Below are 21,671 nucleotides of genomic sequence, written 5' to 3'. Positions count from 1 at the left end.
TTGGCTTATTGCTCATTTTTGTCGGGTTGAAATCCGACGGTATACATTTATTTTTTTTATTTATTACCTTTCGTACGCAGGGTTGAAACCCTACGTTACAAATTAATTTCTTTGATTTCTTTTGATAAAAAAAGCTTCTTTGAATCTTTTTTATTTATTACCTTTCATTTGTCGGGTTGAAACCCGACGCTACAAGTTATTTTTTTTGATCTTTTTATTTTTTGTCGGGTTGAAGCCGTACGCTACATGATGATTTCTTTTGATAGAAATTCTTCGTAGCATCCTTTTAGTTTATTGCTTTCGCGGACGACTTCTCCAAGAACGATAATGGCAGGCGAACTTAATCCTTTTTCTTTTACAATATTCAAAATAGAATCTACCGTTCCTACGCCTACTTTTTCATCGGCAGTGGTTCCGTTTTGAATAATCGCAACCGGCAAATTTCCTTTATCTTCTTTTTGAAACAAATGAATAATCTGAGACAATTTATGCATTCCCATCAAAATTACCACGGTTGCAGAAGATTGCGCCGCCAGTGCTACATCTGAAGATAATTTTCTGTCTGATGTTGTTCCTGTAATGGCCCAAAAACTTTCAGAAACACCTCTTTTGGTAATCGAAATTCCCTGACTGGCAGGCACCGCAACTACCGATGAGATTCCCGGAACAACAAAAGTTGGAATTCCGAAACTTTCCACAAATTCAATTTCCTCACTCCCGCGTCCGAAAACAAAGGGATCACCGCCTTTTAGACGTACTACATTTCCATACGTTAAGGCATTATCTACAATCAACTGATTGATTTGATCCTGCGTATAGGCATGGTTCCCCATTTTTTTTCCGACAAAAATCGTAATCGCATCTTTTGAAGCGTGAGAAAGAATTTCCTCGTTTGCCAATGCATCATACAAAACCACATTCGCTTCAGCAAGTGCTTTAACGGCTTTTAGCGTAAGCAGATCCGGATCTCCGGGACCGGCGCCTACTAAAGTTACTTTGGGTTTGATTGTATTAAGCATTTTCTAATTCTTGAGCTCTATATTTTTCTATGGTATCAAAAAAAGCAATTCCTTCCTGAATGTATTGTTTTGCAAAAGCTTCTGAAGGCTCTGTCTGATTGATTTGATATACTAATTCTTTAAATGTTGTTGCCAATTTAATTTTAGCCGTTACAACAAATACATTGTCAAACAAATCAACAATTCCTGCGTGATTGTTTGTTTTTTCATTTTCGGAAAGTAATAAGGCTTTTGCCCCATTTACGAATCCTGCATAAGCATGATAAATAGCATCAGACCATTTTCCTTCGTCGAATGATTCTTGTGCGAATGTTAATTTGTCTTTTGCTTCTAATAACAAAGTAGCAACCAAATCTATCACAACACCGGCACATTCTCCAACTCCAACTGCTTTTACATAATTATCTGCATTACCCCAATCTACAAAATCACCTTCTGTTAAATTGGTTACATCTGCTAAAGGTTTTAATATTTCGTAGAAGTATTTTTCTCCTTTTTCATCGTAATAATTTAGAAATTTCTGTCCGTTTGCATGGGCATCAAAATCATTCAAAATAGTACGCAAGGCATCTGGTCCTCTACGGCTTGGAATTTTGATTACTTTATCGGCAAAACGTCCTTCTCCATTTCCTAATCTTCCACCGCCTAATAAAACCTGTAAGGCCGGCGCTACCAATTTACCGGAGTTTATCGACATTCCCTGAAAACCAATGGCTGACATATTATGTTGTCCACAAGCATTCATACAACCACTGATTTTTATTTCAATTTCACGGTTGTTTCTGTATTGTGGATATTCTGCATTAATCACTCTTTCTAATTCTTCTGCTATCCCGGTACTGCTCGCAATCCCCAAATTACAAGTGTCAGTACCTGGACACGCAGTAATATCCGCCGTAGAATTATAGCCTAAATGAACAAAGTCCAATTTGGCTAATTCCTGATAAAAGAAAGGTAAATTCTCTTCTTTTATATGGCGAAGTACTATATTTTGGCGTAATGAAAATCGCAATTCATTTGCTGCATAATTTTTAATTAAATCGGCTAGTAATCTTGCTTTATCTGTGTAAAAATCACCTAATAAAACTTTGATTCCAATCGAATAATATCCTTTTTGTTTTTGTGCAATTACATTTGATTCTTTCCACAATTCATAAGCAGCCGTATCTTCAATAGTAACTTGCGGTACTTCTAACAAAGGTTCTGGAATTGGACCATCAAAAGCTGTAGTATCAATTTCATAGGTTTGAAAAGCAAGTGCTTTTTTCTCTTTTTCGACTAAATCCAAAAAGACATCTCTACCCATTTCTTTGATCAAAAACTTCATACGTGCTTTCATTCTTTTGGCACGTTCACCGTATCGGTCAAAAATACGAATGATCCCTTCTGCTGTTGGAATGATTTGGTTTGCCGGTACAAAATCTGAAAGCAATTCAGCGTGAGCCGGCTGTGAACCTAATCCACCACCAAAAACGATTTTAAAACCGCGTTGTCCGTCAACGATTTTTGGAATAAACCCTAAATCATGCAGGTAACTCAAAGCCGTATCTTCATCAGAAGAAGAGAACGAAATTTTAAATTTACGTCCCATTTCCTGACCAATAGGATTTCTTAACAGGTATTGAAATAAGGCGTGTGCATAAGGCGAAACATCAAATGGTTCGTTTACATCTACACCTGCTAATTCGCTTCCTGTAATATTTCTAACGGTATTACCACAAGCTTCACGCAACGTAATATCATCTTTAGCCAGATTAGCCCAAAGTTCCGGAGTTCGGTCCAGACTTACATAGTGAATCTGAATGTCCTGACGCGTTGTAATATGCAAACGTCCTGTAGAATATTCATCTGAAACTTTCGTAATACGTACCAACTGTTCGCTCGTTACTTTACCGTAAGGCAATTTAATACGAATCATTTGAACACCTTCCTGACGCTGACCGTAAATTCCTCGCGCTAAACGAAGGCTACGAAAACGCTCATCATCAATTTTTCCTCCACGGAATAAGTGAATCTTTTTTTCAAGATCGATAATTTCTTTCTGAACTATCGGATTTTCTATTTCTGTTCTAAAACTTTCCATTTTCTTTTTTGCTTTAGGCTTTAGGCTATGCGCTTTGAGCTTTTTTAACTTTGTTTTTTTCGCTTAAGGCTTATTGCTTAAAGCCTAACGCATTTATCGAATAAATCCTACTCCTGCCGTTGTGTTGGTTGCGGTATCAATTAAGATAAAAGCACCGTTTGATTTATTATCATTATAGGCATCAAAATATAAAGGCTTGCTTAATTTAATGCTTACTTCTCCAATTTCATTTATCGCTAACTGGGTCGCCGGAGTGGTTCCTGAATAATCGGTTGCAATTGTATTTTTGATACTTTCTACCTTTGCCAGAACTCGGTTTGTGTTGTGTTGCACAATGTATTTTGTTCCCGCAACCAGTTTTTTACTGTCCATCCAACAAACGGTTGTGTTGATGTCTTTTTCAATTTTTGGAAGTTCTGATGATTTTACAATCATATCCCCTCTTGTCACATTGATATCATTTTCTAATTCGATTGTAACCGAAGAACCTGCAACGGCTTCGTCAAATTGTTTATCGAAAAAGTGAATTTTACTCACTTTTGATTCTGTTAGTGAAGGCAAAACAGTTACTGCATCCCCAACTTTAATTGAGTTTCCGTATAATTTTCCGGCATAACCTCTAAAATCGTGGTACTCTTCTGTTTTAGGACGAATCACAGTCTGAACCGGAAAACGTGCTTTTCCTGCTTCGTAAACATCATGAGAATGCAAACCTTCTAAATGCTCCAAAACCGTTTGTCCGTCGTACCAAGTCATATTCTCTGATTTATCCACTACGTTTCCGCCATTGATTGCACTTAATGGAATATAACTTACATTTTGTTCTTTGAAAGTACTTTTAGCATTTAAAGCTTGAAAATCGGTTTTGATTTTATTGAAAACTTCTTCCGAATAATCCACTAAATCCATTTTGTTGATGGCTACGATTACCTCTTTTACACGCAATAAATTATTGATAAAAAAGTGACGATACGTTTGCTCGATAACGCCTTTTCTGGCATCAATCAAAATGATCGAAACTTGTGAAGTCGAAGCTCCCGTAACCATGTTTCTGGTATATTCTACGTGCCCCGGAGTGTCGGCAATAATGTAACTTTTCTTAGCAGTCGAAAAATAAATATGCGCTACGTCAATCGTGATTCCCTGCTCTCTTTCTGCCACCAAACCATCTGTTGCTAACGAAAAATCAAGATAATCGTATCCTTTTTGTTTACTGCTTTTTTCGATTGCTTCGATTTTATCTGTTGTCAATGATTTTGTATCGTACAATAACCTTCCGATCAAAGTACTTTTTCCGTCATCTACACTTCCTGCTGTTGCTATTTTTAAAACGTCCATTCTGTATTGTTTTGTTTCAGGTTTCAAGTTTCAGGTTCTTCTGAAAACTTATAAATCTGTCTGTTTTTTTGAATTTTACTTTTCTCTACTTTTAATTTTTAATTGGATTAAAAGTATCCCTGTTGTTTTCTTTTCTCCATTGCCGCTTCAGAACGTTTGTCATCAATTCTGGCGCCTCTTTCAGAAATAGTAGAAGTTCTGATTTCTCCCACTACTTGTTCAATGGTCTCTGCATAAGATTCAACAGCAGCAGTACAACTCATATCTCCAACGGTTCTAAAACGAACAATTCGTTCTTCGATTTGTTCGTCTTCTTCCTGGTACACAAAAGGAGAATGTGACCAGATCAAACCGTCTCTCAAAAAAACCTTTCTTTTATGTGAGAAATAGATTGATGGGATCTCGATGTGTTCTTTCTCGATATAACTCCAAACATCTAATTCCGTCCAGTTTGAAATTGGGAAAACGCGAACGTTTTGACCATTTTCTATTTTTCCATTCAAAATATCAAATAATTCAGGACGTTGATTCTTCTCGTCCCATTGACCGAAATCATCACGTACCGAAAAAATACGTTCTTTTGCTCTTGCTTTTTCCTCATCACGACGTGCTCCACCAATACAAGCATCAAACTTAAATTCTTCGATTGCATCTAAAAGTGTCGTAGTCTGCAAGCTGTTTCTACTGGAATATTTTCCGGTTTCTTCTACTACTTTTCCTTCGTCAATAGCATCCTGAACATTACGAACAATTAATTCTAATCCTAATTCTTCAACCAATTTATCTCTGAAAGCAATTGTTTCAGGAAAATTATGTCCTGTATCAACATGCAAAAGAGGAAACGGAATTTTTGCAGGGAAAAATGCCTTTTGCGCTAAACGTACTAAGGTTATAGAATCTTTTCCTCCAGAAAAAAGCAAAACCGGTTTGTCAAACTGTGAAATTACTTCTCTGAAAATGTATATTGCTTCGCTCTCTAAAGCGTTTGTTTTTAATACTGAACTCATTGTATTTTGTTTAATGTTTCAAGTTTCAGGGGTCTGATTACTCCTAAAATCTCGTAAACTATTACTATCTATTCTCTTTATTCTTTGCTCTATTCTCTTTACTCTTTCTTAGCCCCATGCAAACCACATTCTTTATGGCTTGATTCCCACCACCATCTTCCGGCTCTGATATCCTCTCCGGGAAAAATGGCTCTTGTACAAGGCGCGCATCCAATACTTACGAAACCTTCTTTGTGCAGGGCATTCTGTGGGACATTAAATTCTTTCAGATGATTCTCCACTTCTTCTAAAGTCCATTTTAACAGGGGATTGAATTTTATAATTTCGAAACCTCCATCGTATTCAAACAGATTTAAGTCGTGTCTGTTTTCTGACTGCTCAGCTCTTAAACCTGTAATCCAAACTGAATTTCCTGCTAAAGCTTTTCGCAACGGAACCACTTTTCTAATAAAACAGCATTCTTTTCTATTTTCAACCGAATCATAAAAACTGTTTGGTCCTTTTGTCTGAAGTAAATTTTCTACTGCTGCTGCTTCCGGAAAATAAACTTCGATCTGTTTTTTGTATTTTTTTAATGTCCTGTGAAAAACATCGTATGTTTCCTGAAACAATCTTCCGGTATCTAAAGTAAACACCTTGATTGCCACATCATTTTTGAAGATAAAATCAGTTATTACTTGATCCTCCTGTCCAAATGAAGTTGAAAAAATAACTTTCTCCGGATATTCCTCAGCCAGAAAAGCTAATGTTTCTTCCAGTGAAAAATCTTTTGTTTTTGCTTCTAATGACGCTATAATTGCTGTGCTCATATTCTCTTTCCCTTTCTAAAATATTTTACAATAATTTAGACAATGTTTTTAAACTCAATAAAATGATTAGTATTCCCACTGCGATCATCATTGGTTTTCTTTTAATTTTATTGACCAAATAAGCCGCTAATGGAGCAGAAATCACCCCTCCTAAAATTAGTCCTATAATAACCTGCCATCCGTGGATTCCTCCAAAAAGCATAAAAGTAATACCACTTGCAAATGAAACCGCAAATTCGGCAGCATTTACAGATCCAATCGTGTATCTCGGGTTTCTGCCTCTTCCTAATAAGGTAGAAGTTACAATTGGTCCCCAGCCTCCGCCACCTACTGCATCCATGAATCCTCCAAAAGTGGCCAAAAAACCTAATTTTTTAGTTTTCTTTTTAATGATGTTTTTCAACAATGCTTTTCTAATAATAATTATTGCCAAAACAATCATGTAAACGGCAATAAATGGTTTTATAACTTCTCCGTCAATTACATCTGACAATAAATACGCTCCTATAGCTGAACCCAAAACACCCGGAATCAATAAATTCTTTACCAGTTTTTTATTAATGTTCCCAAAACGGTGATGCGAAATAGCTGATGCTCCTGTCGTAAACATTTCAGCGACATGAACTCCTGTACTACTAATTACAGGCGGTACTCCGTAGGCTAATAAAAAAGAAGTGGAAGTCGCTCCGTATCCCATTCCTAAAGTTCCGTCTACCAACTGAGCAAAAACACCAATTAGAAAAAAAACTAAAAGCTCCTGATTAAGACCTTCTACAAATCCATTCCAGGAAAACTCAGCATAGTGATTGTAACCAAGTGTTAGCAGCAGACCTACTAACAATACAACCGGTACAAGCACCCATAATCTTTCTTTTAAAGACACTTCGGCTTTTAATGCAACTGTACGTACTTCTATTCCTTTTTCCATATTTCTTTTAAAAAATCCATTACCCTATCGGCTTACTAGATTACTATGCAAAATTAGTATTTATTTGTAAATAACAAAACAATATTTTGATTTTTTACTTTAATTAACAACCGCATTCCAAACAATTAAAACAAAACTTACTTATTTTGACAAAATAAAGGTAAATTTAAAAACTGTAAAACACGCAAACAATTACAAAACAAAGATTTAACAAGCACTTATGAAATAGTCTATCACATCGATAGGATTATTATAAATTACTTCTTATTTTTGGCAAAATTTTTTATTTATGGATTTTCAGATAGGTCTTGTAGTGGCAGGTTTATTCGTTGGTTTTGTGGTAGGAATGACTGGTGTTGGCGGCGGTTCGCTCATGACTCCTATTTTATTATGGTTTGGCATTCCTCCAACAACCGCTGTAGGTACCGATTTATTGTATGCCGCTTTTACCAAAATGGGAGGGGTATATGTTCACAATAAAAAGAAAAACATCAACTGGAAAATCACAGGTTGGCTTTCTTTAGGCAGTGTACCGGCGGCTTTATTTACCTTATGGATATTAGAAAGCATCAAAACCGATGTTACCGCTTTAAATGCCTTAATCAAATACAGCTTGGGCTGGGCTTTGCTTTTTACTTCGATAGCGATTTTGTTTAAAAAGAAGATCATGCAATTTTCTCAAAAACATGCCGGAGATAAATTCCACTACGAAAGCACTACTCAGAATATCTTAACGGTTGCTATTGGTGTATTATTAGGCGCCACTGTTACGCTTACATCGATTGGTGCCGGCGCCCTGGGAACTGTAACTTTATTTTTTCTATACCCGCTTTTACCAACTCCAAAATTGGTCGGAACTGAAATCGCCCACGCCGTTCCCTTAACTCTTGTTGCCGGAATCGGACATGCCTCAATGGGGAATTTAGATCTGGGACTACTGGGTCAATTGCTATTAGGATCCCTTCCCGGAATTTACATGGGAAGCATGTTAAGCGGAAAAGTACCTGATTTATTCCTTAGAAACGCCATTGCCATAATGCTGTTTATGGTAGGCTACAAATTAGTTTTTTAAGTCTTTTACTATTTCATTTTCCTAAAAACAATAGAAAAAAGTTCTCTATACCCAAAAAACCATTTCAGTGAGTCCGCTCAAGGAAATGGTTTTTTTATTGATTCATACTTGGCGATATTAAACCATATAAGTCATATAAGTTCATTTAAACTAAACTTATATTAACTTACATCACTTAATATAGTTTAAAAAAAATTATATGTTCCAAACTAGTTTCCTTCGTTTTTATAATTTAAACCTGTTAGGTTTGGAATTCATCGAAAATAAGTCATATAAGTTCATTCAAACTAAACTTATATTAACTTACATCACTTATATGGTTTAAAAAATTATACGTTCCAAACAAACTAGTTTCCTCCGTTTTTAAAAATTAAAGCTGACAGGTTTTTAAAACCTGTCAGCTTTAGAATTGATCGAAAATAAGTCATATAAGTTCATTCAAACTAAACTTATATTAACTTACATCACTTATATGGTTTAAAAAATTATACGTTCCAAACAAACTAATTTCCTCCATTTTTAAAAATTAAAGCTGACAGGTTTTAAAAACCTGTCAGCTTTAGAATTGATCGAAAATAAGTCATATAAGTCCATTCAAACTAAACTTATATTAACTTACATCACTTATATGGTTTAAAAAAAATTATGTGTTCTAAAAAGCGATATCTGCCAACGAATTACTTTCTAATATCTTTAATGTATTATCTCTCACTTCCGTCATTAAACGACGGGCTGCACAGGTAGATTCATCATCACAGTCATCGCATTTTTCGTAGAAATTGTGACTCGCGCACGGAAGTAGTGCAATCGGTCCCTCCAAAATTCGGTATACTTTGGCCATGCTAATATCTTTTGGATCTTTGATCAGATAGTAACCGCCTCCTTTTCCTTTTTTTGCTCCCAAGAAACCGGAATTCCTTAAAAGCAACAATATACTTTCCAGGAACTTAATCGAAATATGTTCGCTTTTTGCAATTTCAGCAATTTGCACAGGATCATTATTCTCGCGTCTTGCTAAAAACGTCAAAGCTTTAATTCCGTATTTTGTTTTCTTTGAAAGCACTTATTAAGATTTTAGAATGTTGATTTTAGATTTTTTGTGCTAAAATGACAGCATATTTTTCAACAGCAAAAATAGGCTATTGCTATAAGAATAACAAAAGAATAAAAAGTATGACGCTGACGAACTTATTATTCGTTTTCCTTAACTCCGATTAATTCAAATTCTTTAAATGTTTTTATGCTTTCTTTTAAAGCCTTATTACCGACTACATAAGTATCTGAAAAAGAATCATGCCAACCTCTGCTGCCTAAAAAAGAAAAAGCATCAAAAGGGATTAAGCGAGATAGACTTCTTTTAAAAATTGCTCCAAAACCCGGTTTTTCACCATTTTCATCAACGACAACAGTTCCCGTGATAAATTTCCCTATTGATCTTCCGAAAAGACCTTCTGTAAACACATAATAAAGTATCGATATTATTACAAAAACAAGTTGTGACTCCAGATCGCTTATGTTAATCAACCATTCATTCAGGCCATCCCATTCTAACAGATTGGACAAAATCGCAAAGATAAAAGTTATGACAAATGCAGAAAGCATAATGAAAATGATATCTAAAATGTAATTTAAGAAACGACTTCCATTAGAAGCTATTAAATTGTCATCAAGAATATAAGTAGTGTTACTCATGTTAAATTGGTTTTAATTAAGGTTATGTTTTGTTCGCGACAAAAATATACTTTTTGTATAAACAATTATGAAAAAGAAAGAAAAATCAACTTAAAGTTCACTGCAAATGACAACCGTATTCTTTTCTATTAAATACAACTGATGCTCTTGATTTTCGAAAACATAATTTGAAACATTCAAATCCGAAAACCATTCAGCATTCGGTTTATTCCGGTCATTCTCTCCAAAATACAACTTGATTTTGCAATTGGGAATCTCCGTTTCAAAACGCAATCTAGTTGACGAAACCGCCACCAACTGCTTTACTTTTAAACCAAGCAACGAAGCTTTCCAGCCAATTGTTCCTCCTATGCTAAAGCCTAAAATAGTCACTTCTTCTTTTTCAAAATCCAATAAAGTTTGAACTGCACGATCAATTCCTCCCTTTAAAAATTGACTGTGAATACCACTTTCATCGCAATCAGAAACATTTATTCCGCCCAATTTCAGAACATCATAATAGTGAACATCAAATTTAGATGCTAAGGTTTTACTATACGATTTTATCCATTCCGGGCTTTCTCCTCCAAATAAATCAGACAAGAGCAACAATCTTGGTTTTACCATAATCATGTTTTAAAAACTAAATTTAAGATACTAAAAAAGGCTATTCATTTTTAAAACAGATAGCCTTTTAGATTTTTAAAATTATAATACTTTAAGAAAGTGCTTGCTCTAAATCTGCAATTACATCTTTTACGGTTTCTAAACCTACAGAAACACGCACTAAACCTTGTGTAATACCAACTGCCAATTGATCTTCTTCAGACAATTTACTATGCGTTGTTGAAGCCGGATGCGTTACAATTGATCTGGTATCGCCAATATTAGCGGAAAGAGAGCAAAGTTTAATTTTGTCCAGAAATTTTCTTCCGGCCTCGATTCCTCCTTTGATTTCAAATGCAATAATATTACCTCCTAAAAGCATTTGTTTTTTTGCGATTTCGTATTGTGGGTGTGATTTCAAAAACGGGTATTTCACACTATTCACATTTGGATGTGCTTCTAAAAACTCCGCTACTTTTAATGCATTTTCACAATGTTTTTCTACACGGATTGCAAGCGTTTCTAAACTTTTTGACAAAATCCAGGCATTAAACGGAGATAAAGCAGGACCGGTATTTCTTGAAAACAAATAAATCTGTCTGATTAAATCTTCACTTCCAACGGTCACTCCTCCTAAAACACGACCTTGACCGTCGATTAATTTCGTTGCCGAATGCACTACCAAATGCGCTCCAAACTTAATGGGCTGCTGAAGGTATGGCGTTGCAAAACAGTTATCAATGATTAAAATTAAATTGTGTTTTTTAGCGATGTCACCCAACAACTGCAGATCAATTACATCTACTCCTGGATTTGTAGGCGACTCTGCATATAATATTTTAGTATTCGGTTTAATGAAACTTTCAATTGTTTCCGGTTTGTTAATGTCAAAATAAGAAGTTTCAATATTCCATTTCGGGAAATAAGTCATAAACAACGCATGAGTTGAACCAAAAACACTACTTGCTGACACGATATGATCCCCCGCATTTAATAAAGCTGCAAAAGTAGAATACACTGCTGCCATTCCGGTTGCAAAAGCATAACCGGCTTCTGCCCCTTCCATTTTACACACTTTATCTACAAATTCAGTTGTATTTGGATTACTGAAACGGCTGTAAATATTTCTTTCTTTTTCTTCCGTAAAAGAAGCACGCATGTCCTCTGCGTCTTCAAATACAAAACTTGACGACAGGTACAAAGGTACCGAATGTTCTAAATACTGAGATCTCTCTAATTGTGTTCTAATGGCTTGTGTTTCGAAACCAAATTCTTGTTCGTTCATTTTTTTTTGTTTTTCGGAGGACTATTTCACAGCGTCACACAAAGCAAACACTGAGTTGCACCAAAGATTTTAAAATATCTTTTAATAGCCTTTCAATTATTTAATAGCTAGTCAAAATTATCTAATTCTCTAATTGACTAATTTTCTAATTCTTTGTCGTTTAAAACAACTTTGTATTTTATTGTTGCAGTAGGTTCAACCGTTTTGGCAACGGAGCAATATTTCTCAAAAGAGAGTTGTGCTGCACGATAGGCCTTTTCGGGATTGATGTCTCCTTTTAAATAAAAAACCACATTGATTTCTTTAAAAGGTTTTGCTTCGTCTATCTGAACGCGAAGTCCTTCTACCTCAGCATCAAAAGAAGTTATTTCCTGACGTTGTTTTTTTAAAATCGAAATCATATCGATAGCACTGCATCCTGCAACACCCATTAAAACAAGCTCCATTGGACTTGCGCCTAAATCACTTCCTCCAAATTCTGCTCTGCTGTCTACATCGATTACATGACCGCGCTCATTTTTTATTTTAAAATGAAATGCGTCATTTACTCTGTTTAAGGTTACTTTCATTTTTTTTTATTTTAATCTTTACTTTAATTATTTTGCTTTCGAAAAGGCCATTTTAATTGCCATTGACGTTAAAACTCCTGCCATAAACCATTTCTGCACCTTTAGCCACATTGGTTTTTTAGCAAAAAAAGAAGCTATTTTTGCTGCCGTTAGTACGATTATAAAATTAACCGTAAAACTCACCAAAACCTGTGTTACACCAAGTTCCAAGCTCTGTGTCATAATCGATCCGTAGGCCGGTTTGATAAACTGAGGAAAAAACGATAAATAAAACACCGCAATCTTAGGATTTAATACACTTGTTAAAAATCCAATACTAAATAGCTTTTTTGGTTTATCTATAGAAAGGTTTTCATTCGGTTGAAAGAGATTCTTTCCGTTTGGTCTCACCGCCTGAAACGCCAAGTACAACAAATAGAGAACTCCTGTAATTTTAAGAATATTATACGCCATCGGAACAGCAAAAAGTAGCGCTGTAATTCCAAAAGAGACCATGATAATATGAACAAAAAAACCAAAAATAATTCCTGCCAACGATAGTATTCCCGCCTTTTTGCCTTGAGTAATAGAGCGCGAAATCAAATACATCATATTCGGTCCCGGTGTAATTACAAGTAATAAAGCCGCCAGGATAAAAATAACAAGTTCGTTTAATGGTATCATTTTTTTTCTTTTTTTTAAATATGCAGTCCAGTTTGTCTTTTCAAAAGAAGCTCAGAACTTAACCCAAACCACGAAACAATTCGCAGCTGTTTTTCAGATCCGTCTTCTACAAACCATCATAATTCTCTATCATAGAAATCACAAGAACAACCCGTTTTCAAAAAAATCTAAAGTCTTCAATCTAAAATCAAAAACCTCCGTACTTATTTCTTTTTGGTCTTTGCTTTTGCTTTTGTCTCCTGCACTTTGGCTACTTCTTTTTTATTACAATTATTCGTCTCGTAAAGTTCAATTATACGACCGGCCAAAGTATTCTTTTTGAAATTTTCTTTATTAACCGCTTCCAAAAAAGCAGGACAATCTTTAAACTGAATCCCTGCTATATTCCTCACAGCCTTATCCATCCCTACATTCACAGACATCATTGCTGACAACATATAAACATAAAATACACCATCTTCCTTCTCTTTTCCCATGTACAGCATTGTACCGCCACCTGAGCCTGTTGAAGTTCCTGTAGCCGGATTGTATCTAAGAGTCGATTGAAGCGCATCTACCGTAAGTTTAATTCCTTTCGAATAAATCACGTACAGCCAATATTTATCGGAGCTTTTTTTTACTCCTTTTTCTCCTTTATCCTGAAGCACAAACAATCTTTCTGCTTCATACTTATTTCCGTCTTTGTCAACGTACTCCACTTTTTTGAGTTCTTCACTCAAAATTTTCTCTGTATCTCCTTTTTCAGTGAGTCTGAATTTAACTTTAGAACTGTTTATTTCAACAAGTTCGGCGAACCCTTTTTTAACGGTTCCGTTTTCAAAAGTCAGAACAGCTTCATAGTATTTTGCCTGCATCGTAAAAGAGATCAGGCAAAAAAGGAAATAGATTTTTTTCATTTGTATAGGTTAATTCATTTGGGGGGCAATCAGAATCTGTAATGTTCAGATTCTTTCTATTCTTTGGCTCGTTGAATGTTATTTAACACATAGAAACATAGATTTTAATTTCCTAAGTATGTCTCTATGCGTTTCAATTAATTCCACGCAACGGGTTATTTTTTATATTTTTTTGTGTTTAATTTTTCTTCTTTGTCGAAATAACAAGTTAGCGAATAAATCTAAAATCTCTTACTCTTTATCTGACAATCTCAAAATATCACCAAAAACGCCTCTCGCTGTAACGGCAGAACCTGCACCGGCTCCTTGTATTACGATTGGTCGGTCTCCGTAAGATTCTGTATAAATTTCAAAGAAAGAATCAGAACCTTTTAATCCGCCTAAAGCAGTATCTGAAGGCACAGAAACTAATTTTACTTCCAGAATCCCCTTGTCATTTTGTAAGTCTCCGGACAATTCTCCGATATATCGCAACACATGATTCGGTTTTTGATCGGCTTTAATCTTCTCATAAATCGGATCAAATTCTTTTAGTTTGGTTAAGAAGTCTGAAACGTTTCCTTCACGTAAATGTTCCGGTATTAAATTTTGAATTGAAATCTCTTCAAACTCATTTTGCAAATCCAATTCTCTAGCCAGGATCAATAATTTTCTACCTACATCATTTCCGCATAAATCCTCACGCGGGTCCGGTTCTGTGTAACCATTATCGATTGCCTCTTGCAAGATCTCACTAAACGGAGCTTCTTTTGCAGAAAAATTATTAAACAAATAACTCAAAGTTCCCGAGAATACTCCTTTTATTTTAGTGATATTTTCACCCGAAAGGTGCAATAATTTTATCGTATCAATTAATGGCAATCCTGCACCAACATTGGTTTCATACAAATAATTCTTCTGATTATCTGCCAATGATTTTCTCAATTCTTTATAGAAACCATAACTTAACGTATTGGCCACTTTATTAGACGAAATCAAATCAAAACTGCTCTCAATCAACGAAATATAGTTTTCAACAAAGGTAGCACTCGCCGTGTTATCAATCGCAATTAAGTTCTCTAAATGATGCTTATCTGCATAGGCAATAATGTCATTAATAGTATACGAAACTCCTTTATCCTGAATGTCATTTTTCCAATCTGATGTTACTCCATTTTTATTTAAAAGTACCTTTTTAGAATTGGCAATTGCAAAAACATTCAATTTGATGTCTTTGCGTTTTTCAATAGCAGCGGTAGATTCCAAGATTTGATTGATCAAAGTTCCTCCAACCAATCCATGACCAAAAACGGCAATATTGATTTTTTTGGAAACTCCGAAAATCTCTCCGTGAATTACGTTTAAGGCTTTATGCAATTCTGATTTTTTAACTACCAAACTCACGTTTTTACCCGTAACCGTGTTGTTAAACAAAATCGGAACAATTTTATTTTTGATTAAAGCGGTGTAAGGCTTATGAAAAGTACTCAGATCCTGACCAATAATAGAAATAACCGAAACATTGTCTGTAACTGTAATTTGGTTTACGTCTTTAGAATAAAAATCATTCTCAAACTCTTTTTCCAGTTCGATCATGGCAGTAGTAGCTTTATCTGTTGCCACTACCAAACCAATTCCTCTTTCAGAAGATCCCTGAGAAATAATACTCACACTGATATTGTGATCGCCCATTACTTTAAAAATACGGGCATCAACTCCTGATTTCCCAAGTAATCCGCGACCTTCAAGATTTACTAAAGATAAATTCTCCAAAACAGAAAGCGTTTTAATTCCTTCTTTTGCAGACTCTGAAGTGATTAAAGTTCCGCGATTTTCATGGTTAAATGTATTCAAAATACGAAGCGGAATACTCTTTTCCAACAACGGAATTATTGTTTTGGCATGCAAAATGGTAGCTCCGAAATTGGCCAATTCGTTTGCTTCATTAAACGATAAATATTCGATTTTTTTAGCATCGGCAACCAAATCAGGATTTGCAGTATAAATTCCGTCAACATGGGTAAAGTTTTGAAGCTCTTCTGCATTTAAATAATTTGCCAACAACGAAGCGGTATAATTACTTCCGTTTCTTCCTAAAGTTGTAGTGTCATTATTGTTGTTTGAACCGATAAAACCGGTTACAATATTCACTGTTGATCCGTTATGTTCTTTGAAATAATTGATGACATTTTTCTTAGAAAGCTGTTCCAAAGGCTGGGCATCACCAAATTTCGAATCCGTTTTCAACAAATCTCTAGTGTCCACAAAATTAGCCGGAACTCCTTTTTCAATCAAAATTGCCGTCAATAATTTAGCCGAAAGCAATTCACCTTTAGACAAAATCTGGTCTTTGATTTTATTGCTGTAATCTCCAATCAGACTTACGCCTTCAAAAAGTTTATCCAAAATACTGAATTCTTCAGACAGATCAACTTGTGGGTAATCTGAAACCTGATACGTTTTAAAACTTTCTAATAACGGTTTATAATTACCGTTTTTAGAAGCAATACTTAAAATATCTTCTAATTCATCAGTAGCATTTCCGCGGGCAGAAACGACAACGGCAATTTTTTCACCCTGATTGATTTTATCTGTAATAATGGAAACTACTTTGTTAAGTCCTTCTCCGTTTGATAACGATTTACCACCAAATTTTAATATTTTCATTTTATTTTTTTATTGTTTCTGCCTTAAAAATATCGGCAAGTAAATAATCTAGTTGTTTGTACTCTATTAAAAAAGCGTCATGTCCGTGTACTGAATCTATTTCGCTGTAAAAAACATTGTCTTTGAATTTTATTAATTCCTGATACGTTTCCTTGTTTTCTTTTGCTGTGAAAAACAAATCTGAATTGATTCCGATAATATGAATCGCCGCAGTTGTTTTAGATAACAACGTTTCAAAATCGGCGCTGTTTCTGGTAATATCTATCGTTTTCAACAATTGATTCATTAATTTATACGAAGACAATTGGTATCTTTTTTGCAATCTTTCTCCGTGATGTGCCAGCCAGCTTTCAATATTAAAAATAGAAAGGTCTGAATTGATTGTACGTTGAAATTTTTCTTTGAATGATTCGGGAGAGCGGTAACACAACATAGCGTGAATTCTGGCATCTTCTATTGGTTTTGAAGAATTGTTCAGGATTTGCTCTTGTAAGTAACAATTTGCAATCATCCAGTCTGTCGATTTCCAGTCTGTTGCAATTGGTATTAAGTTTTGTGTGATAGCAGGTTCTAAAGCCAGTATTTCCCATGCAATTCCACCTCCTACAGAGCCTCCTATTATGGTATGAAGTTGCTCTATTTTTAAGAAATCGAGTCCTTTTATAAAAATCCTCGCAATATCACGGGCTGTAAAATCCTGGTAATTTTCTATTAAGAAAGAATCATTCCCATTGCCAGGAACATTAAACGCTAATACCGTATAGACATTAGTATCAATTGTTTTTCCTTCTCCGATCAGGTCATTCCACCAACCGTTTTCACCTGTTACCTCAGCATTTCCTGTCAGGGCATGATTGACCAAAACAATAGGCGCGCTATAGAGTGGTAAGCCCGAAATTGTAAAACTTAAGGGTAACGAATGATAAACTGCACCATTTTCGGTGGTGAAATTTTGTATGCTAATAAGGGTTGGTATATTTTCCAATTTCAAATCTGTTGTATTATTGATTTGTATGAGGAAATATTAGAAAGAAAGTCTAGACGAAACTAGAAAAATTCTTATTGTTATCTTTCCACGTTTGGGCGTGGTAGAATGCAGCACCTTCTTCGAATTAACGAAGGGTTGCTAAGGATTCATCGGGTCTAATCCCTCGTCCTTTCTTTATAACATTTCAATACGTTTTTGAACTTAACGGTGCAAATTAACTACTATTTTCTTAAACAAGCAAATTTATCTGAACTGAATCTTTTATTTTATGAAAATAGTTTAATCTGAAACTATTATACGCAAAAAATTACCGAACATTATGCCCAGTAAAATTAAGCCGGTTTCACCCTATTTTATGACTCTTTTCGATTTAGATGAAAAGGGTTTCATTCTCTTTAGAATACATTAAAAACAACAATGAATTTGGTGCTTTTTTTTCTGCATTTTTATCCGTTTCGGTAATTCCAAAACTTGGGTGGATCAATTCGTTTGTTGGTGGCGGGTTGTTTCTTTTTGTCCTGCCGTTTTTCAATCTAGAAAATGTTCTTGCTAAGTAGTTTGTTGCACTCATGATATTTAAGTTTTAGTTCAGTTGTGTATTATTATGTTTATTAATCTTTTACTATTTTGTTAAGGCAACCCAATGGAATAAAAAAACCCTTTTGGTTTCAGATGCCAAAAGGGTTATAAGTTTTACAAACTTGTATTTACTTTTGGAATCAACAGACGTATGCGCAAATACTTGCGACATTAAACATCTTATTCATCTGTAACGATTGATTCATCTGTGATTTATTTGTTATCTTAAAAAAATTCTGCATTTCGTATAAATTTAAAAAGCCTCTCAAAAAATTCTGGGAGGCTTTGCTATATTTTTATTGTATTACAATATTAAGCAAAAGACATCCCCACGGTTTTAACCGAAATGACACAAAACATTTTGTAGGCATTTAAATTCATGTGATTAGTAGCTTTTTGGGTTTTACAAATATCAGAATAATAATTTTATTACACAAATGGAAATGAAGAATTTAATTACTAAAAATGTTAAAAAACATTATTTAAATGTTAAAAAATAGCTTCTAAAAGCAAAATTTCTTAAAAAAGCCATAAAGGGCCTCAAAAAATAGGTTTACACACTCCATATCAACTCTGCAAATCAGTTTATCAAAGAACATTTTTCAGTGTTTTAGTTCTTATACTTACAACCAAACAGCTTCTTTATTTCTGATTTTTTCAGCCACTTTCAGGATGTCGGTTATAATGCCGCGCGAAATGGCCTGCTTACAAGCCGAAGCACTTTTAATCACAATCGGCACAGCCGCATAAGATTGGGTGTAAATCTCAAAAATCGTATCGGAACCTTTCAATTGTCCGATAGCCGAAGTAATGGGTTCAGAAACCAATTTGACTTCCAATGTATTTTTCTGAACATCAAATTCTCCTATATAGCGAAGCACATGATTGTCTGACTGGGTAATTTTTGCAATTTTGAAATACCGGTCCACCGCTTCTTTATTAAGTGTACCGTTTTTCTCCAGATGCGCCTCTTCGATCAACGGATTGATTTTTATATCCGAAAGCTCAAAGTCCTGCCCTATTTCCCGTGTTAGAATCAATAGTTTCCGTGCTGTATCATTTCCTGATAAATCCTCCTTAAAAGTAGAACGCATTAATCCTAAAAGACTGGCATCTTTTAAAATAGAAGAAAAAGTAGTCTCCTCTGAAGAGAATTGATTAAAAACATAACTCAGATTATCGGAGAAAACACCGCGAATTTTAGTGATTTTTTCTCCTGAGTAATACAAATCTCTTAAAGTCTGTAAAACCGGAACTCCTGTATCTACCGAGGTTTCATACAAAAACTCTTTATCGTACTTTTTAAGATTCTCTCTTATTTCTTTATAAAGCTCAATAGGCAACGTATTGGCTTTTTTATTTACCGCGACAATATTAAATCCGTTTTGAATTAAGGTATTGTAATGGCCTATCAGTTCCTCACTCGCGGTTGCATCAACAGCGATCAGATTTTCAAATTCATTTTCTTTTGCAAATTCAATAATATCTTCCACTCTAAAAGGCACTGCCAATTCTACAAAATTGGTTTCCCACGCGTATCCGACACCTTCTTTTTCAAAAAAAGCGACGGTAGAATTGGTGATAATCGGAAAATGAAAGTCAACATTTTTGTTTTGCAAAAAAAACTCCTGACTTTCGATAATCTGATTGATTAAGGTACTTCCGATATTACCGATCCCAAAAAGGACAATGTTTATTTTAAGCTTTGACATAATTTTAATTTTAAAATGACTCAAAAACAGAATTGTTTTTAATTAATTTAACCATATAAGACAATTAAGTTCCTTTTACTATTCGACCTTAGCTTACCTGAACTTATCGTACTTATATGGTTTAAACTTTATATTAAATTTTGTTTTTATAAAAAATCACCTCTAGCAAAAATCATATTGCTAAAGGCAATTTTTCAAACAAAAAACAAAAAAACCTTAATTTTTATTGATGCTGTATGCCTCTTTTTTAACCGTCGCGAAAACGGTTTGCAAATCAGCAATCAAATCCTCAATATCCTCAATTCCGACAGAAAGACGAACCAAGTCTTTAGAAACTCCTGTTTCTGCTTGCTCCTCCTCTGTCAATTGTTGGTGTGTTGTACTTGCCGGATGAATGATTAGTGACTTTGTGTCTCCAATATTGGCCAGAAGAGAAAACAATTTTGTTTCGTCAACTACTTTTTTAGCTGCTTCAAAACCGCCATTCAATCCAAAAGTGATGATTCCGCTTTGTCCTTCAGGCAGGTATTTTTTGGCTAAATCAAAATATTTACTGGACTCTAATCCCGGATAATTTATCCAGGCCACCTCATCTTGTTTCTCTAGCCATTTGGCCAAAGCCAAAGCATTTTCGCTATGCTTTTTGATTCGGATTGGCAATGTCTCTAATCCCTGAATGATCTGAAAGGCATTAAAAGGACTCAAAGCTGAACCAAAATCCCGCAACCCTTCAATTCTCGCTTTTGTGATAAAGGCAGCATTTCCAAGCGCTTCATGATACACCAAACCATGGTAACCCGGAGAAGGTTCTGTAAATTCAGGGAATTTTCCGTTTGCCCAATCAAAAGTTCCGGCATCAATAATAGCGCCTCCTAGCGAAGTTCCGTTTCCGGCAATATATTTGGTCAAAGAGTGAATCACAATATTTGCTCCGTATTCAATTGGTTTTAGCAAATAAGAAGTGGCTACCGTATTATCTACAATAAAAGGCACTTTGAAGTTTTTAGCTTCTTTCGAAATGGCACCCAAATCCAATACATCTAATTTTGGATTCCCTAAAGATTCTACAAAAAAGGCTCTTGTATTTTCTTTTGCCGCTTTGGAGAAATTTTCTGCTTTTGACGGATCAACAAACGTTGTTGTTATGCCTAATCGGGGTAAAGTTACTTTCAATAAATTGTAAGTTCCTCCATACAAACTGTTTGATGCTACTATATGATCTCCGGATTTTAACAAAGTCAGGAACGTTGTTGCGATCGCAGCGGTTCCCGATGCGGTAACGACTGCTCCAATTCCACCTTCGAGCGCCGCTAATCTTTGCTCTAAAATGTCGTTTGTCGGATTGTTTAATCTCGTGTAAATAAATCCGGCTTCGGCAAGACCGAATAAATTGGCTGCATGATCTGAATTGTTAAAAACATACGATGATGTCTGGTAAATAGGCACGGCTCTTGTTCCTGCATTTTTAGTAACATCGTGTCCAGCGTGTAGTGCGTTTGTTGCAAATTTTTGTGTGCTCATAATTTCTTAGTTTTTAGTGTTGTTAATAGTATTTTAGTTTGTTATTGATTTGTTTTTAAAAATAAAGGTCTTCTTCTTCTACTGCATACATTTGAAATAGTAATGATTTGTGTCCTTCCAGGCTCAACTCTTCTTTTACTTGAGTTACTTTCTCTATAATGTTGCTGTTTATTTTAAAATCTGTTTCTATTGCTTTCGAACTTTTAGCTGTGGTTTTCATACTTGTAATTTTTTAAAATGATGAAATAAAAAAAGCCCTTTTGGCTGGCTTACCAAAAG

Annotated in this window: 20 protein-coding genes and 1 riboswitch; of the genes, 1 reads left to right on the top strand and 19 read right to left on the bottom strand. The window is 34.9% G+C overall.

Features of this window, described 5'->3' with window-relative positions:
* Window positions 1-242 precede the first annotated feature (242 nt).
* The 6 genes from cobA to ACHRV5_RS09515 form a co-directional block, all read right to left on the bottom strand.
* Window positions 243-1,019 carry a uroporphyrinogen-III C-methyltransferase gene (gene cobA, locus ACHRV5_RS09540; RefSeq protein ID WP_047772884.1) on the bottom strand — a complete coding sequence of 259 codons (777 nt, stop codon included), beginning with the start codon at window positions 1,017-1,019 and terminating at the stop codon, window positions 243-245.
* Window positions 1,012-3,102: a nitrite reductase gene (locus ACHRV5_RS09535; protein WP_395426582.1), complete on the bottom strand. Its 2,091-nt coding sequence runs from the start codon at window positions 3,100-3,102 to the stop codon at window positions 1,012-1,014. The genes cobA and ACHRV5_RS09535 overlap by 8 nt, the downstream gene beginning before the upstream one ends.
* A gap of 93 nt (window positions 3,103-3,195) precedes the next feature.
* Window positions 3,196-4,440, bottom strand: a complete 1,245-nt coding sequence (locus ACHRV5_RS09530) for a sulfate adenylyltransferase subunit 1 (RefSeq protein ID WP_395426581.1) — start codon at window positions 4,438-4,440, stop codon at window positions 3,196-3,198.
* Window positions 4,441-4,547: 107 nt separating this feature from the next.
* A complete protein-coding gene (gene cysD, locus ACHRV5_RS09525) occupies window positions 4,548-5,447 on the bottom strand; it encodes a sulfate adenylyltransferase subunit CysD (protein WP_047772880.1) in 900 nt (299 codons plus the stop codon).
* Window positions 5,448-5,545: 98 nt separating this feature from the next.
* The gene (locus tag ACHRV5_RS09520) at window positions 5,546-6,256 is read right to left on the bottom strand and encodes a phosphoadenylyl-sulfate reductase (protein WP_047772879.1); all 711 of its coding nucleotides are present in this window, start codon (window positions 6,254-6,256) and stop codon (window positions 5,546-5,548) included.
* Window positions 6,257-6,281: 25 nt separating this feature from the next.
* Window positions 6,282-7,184 (bottom strand): sulfite exporter TauE/SafE family protein, encoded by a 903-nt coding sequence (locus ACHRV5_RS09515; RefSeq protein WP_230004433.1) that lies wholly within the window; start codon window positions 7,182-7,184, stop codon window positions 6,282-6,284.
* Window positions 7,185-7,473: 289 nt separating this feature from the next.
* On the opposite strand from ACHRV5_RS09515, the gene ACHRV5_RS09510 reads away from it, so the two are divergent.
* Window positions 7,474-8,256, top strand: a complete 783-nt coding sequence (locus ACHRV5_RS09510) for a sulfite exporter TauE/SafE family protein (protein ID WP_395426580.1) — start codon at window positions 7,474-7,476, stop codon at window positions 8,254-8,256.
* Between the two features lie 652 nt (window positions 8,257-8,908).
* Here the strand turns inward: ACHRV5_RS09510 and ACHRV5_RS09505 are convergent.
* From ACHRV5_RS09505 to ACHRV5_RS09445, 13 genes are all read right to left on the bottom strand, one after another.
* Complete coding sequence (locus ACHRV5_RS09505) at window positions 8,909-9,319, bottom strand: Rrf2 family transcriptional regulator (RefSeq protein WP_047772871.1); 411 nt, start codon at window positions 9,317-9,319, stop codon at window positions 8,909-8,911.
* A gap of 128 nt (window positions 9,320-9,447) precedes the next feature.
* Window positions 9,448-9,948 (bottom strand): RDD family protein, encoded by a 501-nt coding sequence (locus ACHRV5_RS09500; RefSeq protein ID WP_047772869.1) that lies wholly within the window; start codon window positions 9,946-9,948, stop codon window positions 9,448-9,450.
* A 90-nt stretch (window positions 9,949-10,038) separates the two neighbouring features.
* Window positions 10,039-10,554 carry an alpha/beta hydrolase gene (locus ACHRV5_RS09495; RefSeq protein WP_395426579.1) on the bottom strand — a complete coding sequence of 172 codons (516 nt, stop codon included), beginning with the start codon at window positions 10,552-10,554 and terminating at the stop codon, window positions 10,039-10,041.
* Between the two features lie 91 nt (window positions 10,555-10,645).
* Window positions 10,646-11,818: a PLP-dependent aspartate aminotransferase family protein gene (locus tag ACHRV5_RS09490; protein WP_047772866.1), complete on the bottom strand. Its 1,173-nt coding sequence runs from the start codon at window positions 11,816-11,818 to the stop codon at window positions 10,646-10,648.
* 137 nt (window positions 11,819-11,955) lie between these two features.
* The gene (locus ACHRV5_RS09485; RefSeq protein ID WP_230004429.1) at window positions 11,956-12,387 is read right to left on the bottom strand and encodes an OsmC family protein; all 432 of its coding nucleotides are present in this window, start codon (window positions 12,385-12,387) and stop codon (window positions 11,956-11,958) included.
* A gap of 27 nt (window positions 12,388-12,414) precedes the next feature.
* Window positions 12,415-13,050 carry a LysE family translocator gene (locus ACHRV5_RS09480; protein WP_395426578.1) on the bottom strand — a complete coding sequence of 212 codons (636 nt, stop codon included), beginning with the start codon at window positions 13,048-13,050 and terminating at the stop codon, window positions 12,415-12,417.
* Between the two features lie 203 nt (window positions 13,051-13,253).
* On the bottom strand, window positions 13,254-13,946 hold the full coding sequence (locus tag ACHRV5_RS09475) for a hypothetical protein (RefSeq protein ID WP_395426577.1): 693 nt from the start codon (window positions 13,944-13,946) through the stop codon (window positions 13,254-13,256).
* 231 nt (window positions 13,947-14,177) lie between these two features.
* Complete coding sequence (gene thrA / locus ACHRV5_RS09470; RefSeq protein ID WP_395426575.1) at window positions 14,178-16,592, bottom strand: bifunctional aspartate kinase/homoserine dehydrogenase I; 2,415 nt, start codon at window positions 16,590-16,592, stop codon at window positions 14,178-14,180.
* 1 nt (window position 16,593) lies between these two features.
* Window positions 16,594-17,577, bottom strand: coding sequence for an alpha/beta fold hydrolase (locus tag ACHRV5_RS09465; RefSeq protein ID WP_395426574.1), 984 nt, complete (start codon window positions 17,575-17,577; stop codon window positions 16,594-16,596).
* Between the two features lie 77 nt (window positions 17,578-17,654).
* Window positions 17,655-17,763, bottom strand: a riboswitch (SAM riboswitch).
* Window positions 17,764-17,950: 187 nt separating this feature from the next.
* Window positions 17,951-18,151: a hypothetical protein gene (locus ACHRV5_RS09460; protein ID WP_047772852.1), complete on the bottom strand. Its 201-nt coding sequence runs from the start codon at window positions 18,149-18,151 to the stop codon at window positions 17,951-17,953.
* 631 nt (window positions 18,152-18,782) lie between these two features.
* Window positions 18,783-19,871 carry an aspartate kinase gene (locus tag ACHRV5_RS09455; RefSeq protein WP_047772850.1) on the bottom strand — a complete coding sequence of 363 codons (1,089 nt, stop codon included), beginning with the start codon at window positions 19,869-19,871 and terminating at the stop codon, window positions 18,783-18,785.
* 216 nt (window positions 19,872-20,087) lie between these two features.
* Window positions 20,088-21,392 (bottom strand): O-acetylhomoserine aminocarboxypropyltransferase/cysteine synthase family protein, encoded by a 1,305-nt coding sequence (locus ACHRV5_RS09450; RefSeq protein ID WP_230004423.1) that lies wholly within the window; start codon window positions 21,390-21,392, stop codon window positions 20,088-20,090.
* Window positions 21,393-21,447: 55 nt separating this feature from the next.
* A complete protein-coding gene (locus ACHRV5_RS09445) occupies window positions 21,448-21,612 on the bottom strand; it encodes a hypothetical protein (RefSeq protein WP_165579335.1) in 165 nt (54 codons plus the stop codon).
* Between the last annotated feature and the right edge of the window lie 59 nt (window positions 21,613-21,671).

This window comes from Flavobacterium sp. FlaQc-52 (assembly GCF_044007495.1).
Lineage (GTDB): Bacteria > Bacteroidota > Bacteroidia > Flavobacteriales > Flavobacteriaceae > Flavobacterium > Flavobacterium cupriresistens.
This window is presented reverse-complemented; position numbering and strand designations above follow the sequence as displayed.

Bases quoted from the DNA above. Each gene is read 5' to 3' on its own strand.
- ACHRV5_RS09480 (WP_395426578.1), bottom strand. From the start codon at position 13,050: ATGATACCATTAAACGAACTTGTTATTTTTATCCTGGCGGCTTTATTA.
- cysD (WP_047772880.1), bottom strand. From the start codon at position 5,447: ATGAGTTCAGTATTAAAAACAAACGCTTTAGAGAGCGAAGCAATATAC.
- ACHRV5_RS09490 (WP_047772866.1), bottom strand. From the start codon at position 11,818: ATGAACGAACAAGAATTTGGTTTCGAAACACAAGCCATTAGAACACAA.
- ACHRV5_RS09475 (WP_395426577.1), bottom strand. From the start codon at position 13,946: ATGAAAAAAATCTATTTCCTTTTTTGCCTGATCTCTTTTACGATGCAG.
- ACHRV5_RS09500 (WP_047772869.1), bottom strand. From the start codon at position 9,948: ATGAGTAACACTACTTATATTCTTGATGACAATTTAATAGCTTCTAAT.
- ACHRV5_RS09530 (WP_395426581.1), bottom strand. From the start codon at position 4,440: ATGGACGTTTTAAAAATAGCAACAGCAGGAAGTGTAGATGACGGAAAA.
- ACHRV5_RS09495 (WP_395426579.1), bottom strand. From the start codon at position 10,554: ATGGTAAAACCAAGATTGTTGCTCTTGTCTGATTTATTTGGAGGAGAA.
- ACHRV5_RS09455 (WP_047772850.1), bottom strand. From the start codon at position 19,871: ATGTCAAAGCTTAAAATAAACATTGTCCTTTTTGGGATCGGTAATATC.
- ACHRV5_RS09445 (WP_165579335.1), bottom strand. From the start codon at position 21,612: ATGAAAACCACAGCTAAAAGTTCGAAAGCAATAGAAACAGATTTTAAA.
- ACHRV5_RS09460 (WP_047772852.1), bottom strand. From the start codon at position 18,151: ATGAGTGCAACAAACTACTTAGCAAGAACATTTTCTAGATTGAAAAAC.
- thrA (WP_395426575.1), bottom strand. From the start codon at position 16,592: ATGAAAATATTAAAATTTGGTGGTAAATCGTTATCAAACGGAGAAGGA.
- ACHRV5_RS09535 (WP_395426582.1), bottom strand. From the start codon at position 3,102: ATGGAAAGTTTTAGAACAGAAATAGAAAATCCGATAGTTCAGAAAGAA.
- cobA (WP_047772884.1), bottom strand. From the start codon at position 1,019: ATGCTTAATACAATCAAACCCAAAGTAACTTTAGTAGGCGCCGGTCCC.
- ACHRV5_RS09515 (WP_230004433.1), bottom strand. From the start codon at position 7,184: ATGGAAAAAGGAATAGAAGTACGTACAGTTGCATTAAAAGCCGAAGTG.
- ACHRV5_RS09510 (WP_395426580.1), top strand. From the start codon at position 7,474: ATGGATTTTCAGATAGGTCTTGTAGTGGCAGGTTTATTCGTTGGTTTT.
- ACHRV5_RS09520 (WP_047772879.1), bottom strand. From the start codon at position 6,256: ATGAGCACAGCAATTATAGCGTCATTAGAAGCAAAAACAAAAGATTTT.
- ACHRV5_RS09450 (WP_230004423.1), bottom strand. From the start codon at position 21,392: ATGAGCACACAAAAATTTGCAACAAACGCACTACACGCTGGACACGAT.
- ACHRV5_RS09485 (WP_230004429.1), bottom strand. From the start codon at position 12,387: ATGAAAGTAACCTTAAACAGAGTAAATGACGCATTTCATTTTAAAATA.